This is a genomic window from Sodalis-like endosymbiont of Proechinophthirus fluctus, from assembly GCF_001602625.1.
Taxonomy (GTDB): domain Bacteria; phylum Pseudomonadota; class Gammaproteobacteria; order Enterobacterales; family Enterobacteriaceae.
The window spans coordinates 24568-33712 of record NZ_LECR01000074.1; the positions used below are offsets into that span (position 1 = coordinate 24568).

Sequence of the window (9145 nt, forward strand, 5' to 3'; positions counted from 1 at the left end):
AGATCACCGGCTCGGTGGCTATCCACCCAGGCTACGGTTTCCTCTCTGAGAACGCCGATTTCGCCGAACAGGTTGAGCGCTCAGGCTTCATCTTTATCGGCCCGCGTGCGGAAACCATTAAGCTGATGGGTGATAAAATTTCCGCTATTAAGGCGATGAAAAAGGCCGGTGTCCCCTGTGTTCCCGGTTCCGACGGGACGGTGGGTGAGGATATGGACAAAAATCGCGCTATCGCCAATCGCATAGGTTATCCATTGATTATTAAGGCCTCCGGCGGTGGCGGCGGGCGTGGAATGCGCATGGTGCGAAGTGACAAAGAGCTGGACGCCTCCATCCGTATGACCCGTGCGGAAGCGAAAGCTGCGTTCAACAACGATATAGTCTACATGGAGAAATACCTGGAGAATCCGCGCCATATCGAGATCCAGGTGCTGGCCGACGGTCAAGGCAACGCCCTTTACCTGGCGGAGCGCGACTGTTCCATGCAGCGTCGTCATCAAAAGGTGGTGGAAGAAGCACCAGCTCCCGGCATCACCGAAGAATTACGCCGCGTTATAGGCGAGCGATGCGCCAAAGCCTGCGTGGAAATCGGCTATCGAGGCGCTGGTACCTTTGAATTCCTGTACGAGAACGGTGAATTCTTCTTTATCGAGATGAATGCCCGTATTCAGGTGGAACACCCGGTGACCGAAATGATAACCGACGTGGATCTGATTAAAGAACAACTGCGCATCGCCGCTGGGCAGCCCTTGTCCTTGAAACAGGAAGATGTAAAGGTGTCCGGCCATGCGGTGGAATGCCGTATCAACTCCGAAGATCCGACAAGCTTCCTGCCGAGTCCGGGCAAAATTACCCGGTTCCACGCGCCGGGCGGTTTGGGCGTGCGCTGGGAGTCCCATATCTATGCCGGTTACTCGGTAACTCCACTCTACGACTCCATGATAGGCAAGCTTATCTGTTTTGGTGAAACCCGCGACGTGGCTATCGCCCGCATGAAAAATGCGCTGGCGGAGCTGATTATCGACGGCATTAAAACTAATATCGATTTGCAGTTGAATATCATGAATGATGAGCATTTCCAGCAAGGCGGCACCAATATCCATTATCTGGAGAAGAAACTCGGCTTGCAGGAAACCTAAGCGCTTAGACAAGGCTCCTTATATTTACACGTTTTGCAAGTTATACATCAAGGCTGGTTAAACACTGGCCTTTGCTATGGCAGTGATAAACATCAGACAGGCTTTCGACATTCCGTAAACGAGTTCTTTACGGCAAGAGTTAACTTCTTTTGGCGAAGGTTATTCGGATAAACAATTTTTCCAGGCTCACCACGAAGCGCGGTGAGCGTTCGGTCTGACCCTGGCTTATCTCGCTACCTGGCCTGGCCACTGGCATCTAACCTGCCGGATAATGATCAGGGTATCACCGGACTGCCCTATTAGTTTGAAATGGCCTATCTGTAGGTGAACGCTGGTGTTTATCAGCTTATGTTGGCTAATGATAAGGATTATCTATCGCGATATTTCTCTGGAGGACATCGATGCGCAGTGAATTGATAGTACCGTTGGTCGCCTATTTGGCGTTGGTACTGGTGTTTCTGCTCTCGTTGTATTCCTTCCACCAGAGCACACTCAGGGCAATTTTTTGCAGGAATATTCCTAGGAAAATCGAGTTAATAGGCGGTTTTGTGCTGGTGATGACCATTACCGCTACCTATATCAGTGCCAACTTGTTCATCGGCGGCGGGCTGGACGGACACGGCGTATAAATACGGCCTTAGCTGGGTGATTTTATCGATAATTCAGTTGCCGGCTGTTATATGTTTATCTTTCGGTGTCCTGGGAAAAATTCGCTATCCTAGCCTAGCATTATAATACATTCACCCTTAATGACATGCTCCTGGCCCGCTTTAGTAGCCCGCATTGGTGTGGTTTGCCAGCGTGTCAGCCTGTTGGTAGCGTTTATCGGCGCAATGACAGTCCAATTTTTCGGCGAGCGCCCGCCTACTGGAAACCGCCGCCCACATCCCTTACGATACCGGTCTGCTGGTTTTCGGCATCAGCATTGCTGCTCTATAACAATTTCGGCGAATTTCGCGCCAGTATACTCAATGACGCCTTCCGGGGGTTAGTGATGCTACTGGGGACCACTATATTGTTGGTGGCAGTAAGTCCACCATACCGCAAGCGGTATAGACACAGTGTTGCCACCACTGTGGCATATAGATCCGGCACTGATTTCACCCTCGAGCGTGGATTGGCATCCTCTCGCCGAAATTCATGACCTCGTTTTGGATCCTAGTGTGTTTCGCTGTCATCGACCTGCCCATACCGTGGTGCGCTGCATTTCCTATCGCGATAGTAAAGTGGTCCACCGCGGCATGATTCTCAGCACGGTAGTGAGGAGTATTAATGCTTGGCATGCACCTGTCTGGCGCCTTGGGACGCTCGGTATCGCCCGAACTGAACGTGCCTGACCTGGTGGTCCCTCTGCCCTGATAGTACAGTTACTGCCGCCGCTGCTGGCGGCCACCATTTCGATGATTAACGCGCAATTGTTGCAATATTCAGCCACCATTATCATAGACCTTTATTTGAGCCTATAGCCTAAGCAGGCGGGCTACCAACGAGCATCGGCTAAAGCGATCAAGCCTAGCCACACTGGTGCTGGATACCTGGGCACCGGTTTCGCCCATAAAATAGATCAGTTGGAGGACAAGGACTAGGAGCTGAAATGGATGGAAAATTTTCATCCTATGTGCTTCGGTGAACGGCTTTGAATCTTCTCCAGACGATCTTGACTTGCTCGGCAAGACGATAATCGACTTCTGCTGTAGTTCAGGCATTCTGGCCATCGCCACCCTAAAAATTAGGGGCAGCAATGGCTATCGGCATTGATATCGACCCGCAAGCGATTCAGGCCAGCCGAGACAACGCTCAGCGTAACAGACCGTTTATAGCTGTATTTGCCGCAAGTGCAGCCGTGGGAGATGCATGCCGACGTGGTGGTGGCGAATATCCCTCGCCGGGCCGCTGCGCAAACTCGCGCTGCTCATTGTTGACTTACTGCCGCCTGGGGCCTTCTGGGGCTGTCGGATATCCTGGCCAGCCAGAGGCACAGAGCGTGGCTCAGACGTATGCCAGAGCTTTTGCCCTCGATCCGGTGGCCGAAAAAGACAAGTAGTGCCCGCCAGGTCCGTTTCCTAGTCAGCCGCGCTTTATCGATGTGCTCGCCCTACACGGTAGGATGAGAAAAAATTTGTTAACTCACAAAACAGGATGATTTTTTTAACATTATGTATTTAATTAGAAAAGTGTATTTTCCGCGTGAAAAAGTCCGCAATCATTGATCCCAGACACAGTATTGTTCAAAATTCGTCCTTTCATTTGATGAAAAAAATGCGTAATATATGTCTCCTTGTGGACAACAGTATGGTCTCCCTTTGTCTATGTATATCGGACACCTCAAGTTCGCTAATTGCCTGATTGCGGCTCCGAATGTCACGCGATAGGAGCGGGAATAACGGTTTCGGAAATTCTGTCCTCGAATACAGAGGTATGGTGAACGGATAAGTCGCGTTTGCACATGGTACATAAGTGATGAGACTGGTATCCGGACGGACGGTGCAAATTGCCATTAGTGATCAGCGATTCCGCTGATACTGACGTCGCTGGCTGATGCGTTAATGGCAGCGGCCGATTGATGTCAATATGGGTTTCCCAGCCAAGAAAGTAAACCGTAAATTGGCTGGCTCTATGTATTACTGCAATATCCGGTTGTATAATACGGATCCTGATAGCTGTGGTGCATGCCGTCGACATACTTGTGACGATGAAAATTCGCACAGGCTGGGCACCGGATCACTAGAATTGTATACACATTACCCAATTGGACGCAGATTATGGTATATAGGCCATCACGATTCGTGGTCACACTCGCACTTGTCTGTTTAACTGCGACGTGGAGTACAAGGCAGCGGAGTACAATAGTACTCGAGCAGTTAAGCATTTTATTTCTATTCCAGTTATTGCCAATGGAAAAATTGCTGACCCGCAGAAAGCCAGAGCTGTGCTGGATTACATCGGGGCAGATGCCCTGATAAATAGGCCACGCCGCTCAGGGAAGACCCTAGATCTTTCGGGAAATCCAGCACTATCTGGATAACGGGGAGCTGCCGCTGTCGTTAGGCGCGAGGATGCCAGCGAACAGCTGGAGGTATTGGAGTCATACTTTACAAATCTTACGTAATAGAAAAAAGAGCAGACAGAACTATGTTTGAACAACGCATAAATTCTAACGTACTGACCTTTTCCACTGTTAACTCTCAGGATCAGGTAACGCAAAAACCCCTGCGTGACTCGGTAAAGCAAGCACTGAAGAACTATTTTGCTCAATTGAACGGTCAGGACGTCAACGACCTCTATGGGCTGGTATTAGCTGAAGTAGAACAGCCTCTGTTGGACATGGTGATGCAATACACCCGCGGCAATCAGACCCGCGCGGCACAGATGATGGGCATCAACCGCGGCACCCTGCGTAAGAAATTGAAAAAATACGGTATGAACTGATAAGTTCATACCGTATTTTTTAAAAGGTGTTTTTCCTCTTGGAAAAGCACCATTTTTGCTTTTTGCCTTGCCACTCCGCATTTTACCAGTCTTGCCGTCAGGCGTATTTTCGTTCCCCACAAAAAATCTGCCGCACAGATGTTCCACATCCCTGAATTCTATTCGCGCCTGCCGTCCCTAGCAGAGGCAGGGTCTACTCTGACCGTGTCGCCACAGACTCGGACCTGCCTTGCCTGGGTTGGGGTTTATCGGGCGTCAATCATACTTTAAGGTCATCCTCTCTTGCAGCGCTGTGCGCCCTCCTCGGCCACTCTGCATTAACTGCTGGCTCTGCTGACTTCATCTGTTCGGCTGAAGTAGTTCCGCGCTATGACCTCTTAGCACCATCCACTCCTGTTCGCCATTTAGTGTTAACATTGGTGCTTCAGAAAGAACAATGGGACGGAAGCAAGGCAGCGCGGGATGCAGAGTCCCTGCCGGGAATCGGGGTTAACGACTCATCGGTTTCTGACATATCTTTGTCTTAGCTACAGTGTCTATCCCATGTCGGTTTTGGGGTGCCTCTATGTTATCAGTGAGTTGACATTTATTCTTTTTTAGTCTCTTTGCATACATAGTTTCTAATGTTTTTGCACCGTAATCGTCACAGATCCTCTATGTCATTACTGCGCGTTGACTAAATATTTACTACCACCCACCCGCACAGTCGCAGTCGTTCGGAGAAAATAGAATAATCTAGACATAGATCTGGAGAGGATCCTCTTCTCAATGGGAGCCCATATCAGGCTATACAAAATATTCCCCGTCGCTGAAAAGTTAAACTTGCGTAATATTGTTAATTTATCTTTATTAGGAGTGAAGATAATTGTTAACGGTAACACTATGATTTATCAATGGTATAGCGTTCACACCGCCTTACTAGCTCTAAGAAGTAGAGATTATTAAGGAAAAATATCACTAAATTAGTGATAAATTTTTATGAATTCTCACTCCCTCTTATTTTCCAGACAGCCATGCTATTACTTCGAAATAATACCGTCCCTTCATCAACAAAAGTCACGATTTACGATGATACTTCTGCTTTTGCTTCGCTAATTTGTTCGGTTGCCAATAGCGGTATAAAAATGACTACCCCGATACGCCATAATTTGTGCAAAATAGTGAATAAATTTCCTATCGTATTAAATTTGCTTGCCACAGGCGTAAGCCTACCAATAGTGTTTCCATTGGGTGTGAGTTTGCCATTTTTGCCGCGACAGGCATTATGATGGTGGTGGGGTTGCCCAATCCGGCAATATCACGCTAAATACTGAATAATTTTTTGGAGGAGCAGCTAATTTATACCTCATGATTAGCTTGCTCTTACCTCATCACTTCACGGCTAGCCCTACTTTGTATCTTCACCCTAGCACCAGCTACGCCTTCTCATCCCTATCGCGCGTTTGGCCCGGTTATCTATTTCAAAATAACCCGGCACAGACAGGCCAGCGTTCGTCGCCTTCGGCGTGCCGTAAGTCGTATTCCTTGTACCGTACCAAGGATGTCGATATCGCTGAATCAGGTATCCTTCTTTTAATTTCTCATCTTTAGCGCAATCTTCTTTCTTGTTTGCACGGCTGGCGGCAATACAAAAAAGACGCTACAACGGCCGGAGAGACCTACGAACCAGCTCCTGAGGAGATTTAACTCGGTTTAGGCACAGAGGAGACTAGCCTCCGTACGTACCTCACTTCTAGCATGGGAATCTTTACAACAGTGAACCTAAACCGCAGACCGCATGTAAAAATACACACCTTATTTAAGGTGTGATAACATTTCATTTTATCTCTCAACGAACACATTGTAATTTAAGCAGTTAAAACTAATCAACACCTTTCATTTACAGGGACTGCCGGCAGAAAAGGTAATAATTTCGCTGCATATTTAACAAATATAGTATATAGTAATGATTTTAATTTATCATTTTTTATAATTAAAAATTAATAATTATTCGCATAATTATATATGCATGGATAGACAACTCCAAGACGTAGAGAGCCGAAATTCCAGATTAGCACGACAACCTATTAAGTTAACTCTTACCTTCCAGATTTACATCTTAATGGAGTCACTTAATCTAAAACGATGAGATATTATATCTATATCTTTCTTCTTTAACTCGGTGGTGTTACTACTCTGTCGATCATGATGTTAGCTTCTCTTTTATTTTGAGCTAAAGCTGCATTGAATCTTGTACGGCCCTCGGCTGATTTTCCCTGCCAGAGAAAAGTCCGTCTATCGTGGCAGAAAATCCTACAGACGATGATTATTTGATGCAAAGCTGGCTGGAGAATAACGTGGCCTAATCACAGAAAAATCTATTGGTAGAGCTGACGGTAGAGCACATTAAAGCTCATCATAAAGTCACACTGCGAGTAAATGTTATGGATCCAAAAGTGCGTCAATGTAGCAGAAAAAATTATTTTTTCTTAACATGATAGAAATTCCCAAAGTTGATTTAACGATTCCAGCTCCGACTTACTGTTAGCGATGCAGATACGCATTAAACTTTATCGGCTTCAAGGATTGCCGCAGACAGAGGCGATTCCTAGAAAAATCTCTATTGATTTTATCAAATCGGAAAATTAATTGTTAAGAACCCAACTTCCTATTTTATCATGGTTAACAAGATGTTGGAAGAAGGTCAACAAACATTAAAAATCGATATGGTCTCTCCTTTTACTAGCGAAGCGATACTCTATAAAAAATAAAAACGTCGCCAGAGTTGGCAAAGTCATTAAAAAAGCATGTAAAGATGAAAGAATTAACTTTTTTAATAGTGTCAATGATGATGGCAGGTAGTATATCTTCCACAACAGCAGGTACCTGCACCAACTCGATCAAACACGACTGACGCAATACACTCCTCAACCACCTTACATTTTATCAGGTTAATACAACCGGCGAACTGTTCACTCAAGGGTAAATCGTGGAAAAGCACCCGGAGACCTTCGGCAATCCGTGGCGCGTCACTACTGGCAATAAAAAAGCCCTGACAAAGATTGGGCTTTCTCTACATTGCAATGGCATATCATCAGGACGCTACCGAGGCGGTAGGCTTCCCCCCTCCGCCGACATCCCTTTGGTGTGTAACTTACAGGGTAACCACGTTAGTAGAAGACGGGTTTTTCTGACCCTACTTCAATGATGAATTCTACGCGCTGGCCTCCTTCGTCCAGAGATTTGAAATCGTTGCTCTAGATGGCGGAAAAATGAACAAATACATCTTTGCTGCTATCAGACGGAGTGATGAAACCAAAACCTTTACCTGCGTAAAACCATTTTACTAAACCAGTCACTTTATCAGACACCTGCACTTCCTTTATTAAGATAAAAACCGCCTGCGGCGATAGAGGGAGAGTCTGCTTGCCAGCATGGCATGATGGGGGCGCATTTAAGGAGGAAATTCTCTGAAGGAGTGATGATGAACATCGCTTTTTGCTGAACAACTTTACTAAAATGGCTTACATAAATAGGTCTGCACCACAAACCGATAGGGCTATTAACGTATACTCCCGCCAGGGGCTTAAGCGTTATTATGAAGAAAAATGATATAACTAGTAGGAATAATAATACCCCGACCCTACACGCTTTTCTCGCCACCGCCAATGCGTGTGCGGCGTGATACAGCTTCGCCCGTTTCGAAGCCCGATGCGCCTATGTACGTTTCTTTTCTGCTCTCTAGCGTGCACATTAGCAATTCCGCATAGCGGAACTTACTGCATTCTCTATGATACAAGTGCTGCTCTAGCGTTCTCTTCACGCCCTAAAATTGGAAAAACATACAAATTCTCATTATATGAGATATTAATTAATTGTAACTTAACCATTTTCTTACAATCCGCTATATACCATTTTAGCATTACCTTTGCTATGAGGTTACAAGCGTCATGCCGTATTAATAGATGTGTCCGAACACACTAAAAATCAACTGCTTTATTCTGCACACACTAAAAATCAACTGCTTTATTCTGCCTTATAGGACAACTTATTAAAAAATCAGTTATAGCTCCGCCTATTCCCATGTTTGCGGTAGCGAATCAGGCTCACACTGGGCAACCTTCTTGGATGCAGTCAAGAAAAAGGACATTTTTCAATAAAAGGCGTTAAACACTGTTGCGATAGATTGGCTGTGTTAACGATATACAGAAGCTCCCGCGTCATAAAATCTCACTCTCTGCCTTACTGCTCGCGAGTGGCAATTGCTGACCGGTAATAACCTTAACCCACGTGCCTGGCGGCTCGATCTGGAAAATGCGCTACTAATCCACGATCCCACACAGGCGCTGCGGACGCAGCGTGAGCGCGAACTCGCCATGATCCGTACTCACACTCGGATGGTAAAGCACTTCACCGAGCTACAAAGCATAGCAGACTATCCGATTAAAGTGCGTAAACTTATTCGTCGTTTACGCCGTGTCCGCATTGATCGCTTAATTAGCCGAATACTCTGAAGTAGTATGAACGATCATTTTAATGCCGGTACAGCAGTAGCAGCGGCAGTTCCCTACTCTCGCATGGGGAGACCCCACACTACC

The 9145-nt window shown here is 46.4% G+C and carries 5 protein-coding genes and 5 pseudogenes; 9 read left to right on the forward strand and 1 reads right to left on the reverse strand.

The window, feature by feature from the left end:
* From accC to BG74_RS19775, 8 genes and pseudogenes are all read left to right on the forward strand, one after another.
* Positions 1 to 1139: acetyl-CoA carboxylase biotin carboxylase subunit (gene accC / locus BG74_RS07225; RefSeq protein WP_244267417.1), on the forward strand; the 1139-nt coding region annotated here is incomplete at its 5' end.
* A gap of 214 nt (positions 1140 to 1353) precedes the next feature.
* Positions 1354 to 1551, forward strand: a pseudogene (locus BG74_RS17730) (DUF997 family protein).
* Positions 1541 to 1768 (forward strand): hypothetical protein, encoded by a 228-nt coding sequence (locus tag BG74_RS19765; RefSeq protein ID WP_066597536.1) that lies wholly within the window; start codon positions 1541 to 1543, stop codon positions 1766 to 1768. The pseudogene BG74_RS17730 and the gene BG74_RS19765 overlap by 11 nt, the downstream one beginning before the upstream one ends.
* Before the next feature lie 125 nt (positions 1769 to 1893).
* Positions 1894 to 2283 carry a hypothetical protein gene (locus BG74_RS19770; protein WP_073961131.1) on the forward strand — a complete coding sequence of 130 codons (390 nt, stop codon included), beginning with the start codon at positions 1894 to 1896 and terminating at the stop codon, positions 2281 to 2283.
* Positions 2284 to 2674: 391 nt separating this feature from the next.
* Positions 2675 to 3183 (forward strand): annotated as a pseudogene (locus BG74_RS13865) (50S ribosomal protein L11 methyltransferase); the annotation flags it as partial.
* A 315-nt stretch (positions 3184 to 3498) separates the two neighbouring features.
* A pseudogene (locus BG74_RS11395) lies at positions 3499 to 4129 on the forward strand (tRNA-dihydrouridine synthase); the annotation flags it as partial.
* A gap of 142 nt (positions 4130 to 4271) precedes the next feature.
* Complete coding sequence (gene fis / locus BG74_RS07250; RefSeq protein WP_066597543.1) at positions 4272 to 4568, forward strand: DNA-binding transcriptional regulator Fis; 297 nt, start codon at positions 4272 to 4274, stop codon at positions 4566 to 4568.
* A 2627-nt stretch (positions 4569 to 7195) separates the two neighbouring features.
* Positions 7196 to 7318: a fimbrial biogenesis chaperone gene (locus BG74_RS19775; RefSeq protein WP_369678532.1), complete on the forward strand. Its 123-nt coding sequence runs from the start codon at positions 7196 to 7198 to the stop codon at positions 7316 to 7318.
* Positions 7319 to 7701: 383 nt separating this feature from the next.
* On the opposite strand, the pseudogene BG74_RS07255 reads toward BG74_RS19775, so the two are convergent.
* A pseudogene (locus BG74_RS07255) lies at positions 7702 to 7918 on the reverse strand (cold shock domain-containing protein).
* A gap of 882 nt (positions 7919 to 8800) precedes the next feature.
* Between BG74_RS07255 and pssA the strand changes: the two are divergent.
* Positions 8801 to 9061, forward strand: a pseudogene (gene pssA / locus BG74_RS07265) (CDP-diacylglycerol--serine O-phosphatidyltransferase); the annotation flags it as partial.
* Between the last annotated feature and the right edge of the window lie 84 nt (positions 9062 to 9145).